This window comes from Thermus aquaticus (assembly GCF_001280255.1).
In the GTDB taxonomy this organism is placed as follows: domain Bacteria; phylum Deinococcota; class Deinococci; order Deinococcales; family Thermaceae; genus Thermus; species Thermus aquaticus.
On sequence record NZ_LHCI01000001.1, the window covers coordinates 1 to 1,347 of the forward strand.

Below are 1,347 nucleotides of genomic sequence, written 5' to 3' on the forward strand. Positions count from 1 at the left end.
AGGCCCGGGAAGAGGGGGGGTGGAGAGAAGACTGCCCCCCCATACCCCCCGGCTTCTCGGGCCTCTCAGGGCGGGTCCTCGGGGAGGCAAGTCGGGGATTTTGCCGTCCTAGAGGGCGAAAATGGCCGATTTGCGCGGTGCGGGCCGCCCCCCCAAAACCCCAGTTGCCGCATCGGTTCAGGCCTCAGTTGGCTAGCCAAGTACCTGGCAAAGGCAAAAACCCAGGTGAGCTAGCTAAAGTACCTGGCCAAGGAAAAAAGGGCCGCCGCCTAGGTTAGCTAGCCAAGTACCTGGCTAAAAGAACCCTGGGGGTTGCACCCCCACCCCTACCCCCCCCACCCCCGCCTGATAACCTTGATAGCCACCATCGGCGTGTGCACTTTTGGGGGTTTGCGCCGTCTAGGAGCGCATTCGCTTGAGCCAGCGCGAGGCGGTGTTCCTGTGCACCCCCGCCTCCCGGGCCAGGGCGGTGGGGGTAACCCGCTCCCCCCTCGCCTGAAGCCTCCTGAGGGCTTCCACCAGGGCCTCCTCGGCCTTCCCCCGCCGCTTCCGGTTAGCCGCCTCGAGGTTGGCCATCCGCTTGGGGCGGGTGGCCTCCAAATGGCTTTCCAGCTTTTCCCCCTCCAGGGGCTCCACCAGGGCCCGGGCCGCGGGGGAAAGCCGGGACCGGTCCGGCCTGCCCGTACCCGATACCGGCCACACCTTCGTCCCCCGGTAGCGGTAGAAGGTCCATTTGGACACGCTTTTGACGATGGTAGCCTCCACCTCCTTCCAGGGCAGGGGCCCCTGGGGGTGGTCCCGGAAAAGCTCCCGGTTCAGCCGGTGGGCCTCGTGGGCCACCGCCTGCCGGAAGAGCTCAAAGCCGTTCGGCTTCCCCCGGTACATGGCCACCACGCCGTAGGCGAAGGCCCGCACATGGTCAAACAGGGTGCAGTTGCGCCCGTAGGTGGCCGTGTCCAGGTAGGCCAGGGCCCGCCTCCTTGGGGTGAGTTCCCTAAGCTCCTCCAGGAGGCCGGGGAGGTCCCAGAGCTTCCCGCCCCCGATGAGGTAGGGGTGGGCCAGGGGGTTCCGCCCCAGGAGGCCGTTGTAGGCCGGGTCCGCCCCAAAGTAAGCCCGAAGGAGGGCATCTACCTCCCGCACCAGGGCGAAGGGGTTGGCCTGCCCCTCGTGGGCCTTGGGGGAGGAAAGCCAGATAGGGGGCTCCAGCTCGTAGACGATGTGGGCCTTCCAGGGGGCCCGGGGGTTGGAGAGGGTGAGGGGAAGGAGCCTCCCGTCTCCGAGGAGGAAGGCGAGCCCCGCGAAGAGGGCCCCCAGGGTGAAGCCCTCCCCCTTCGCCGCCCGCGGGGG

At 68.2% G+C, this 1,347-nt stretch carries 1 protein-coding gene; it reads right to left on the reverse strand.

The window, feature by feature from the left end; genetic code table 11:
* Positions 1–399: 399 nt before the first annotated feature.
* A partial coding sequence (locus BVI061214_RS00005; protein ID WP_082333081.1) for a primase C-terminal domain-containing protein occupies positions 400–1,347 on the reverse strand: 948 nt, incomplete at its 5' end.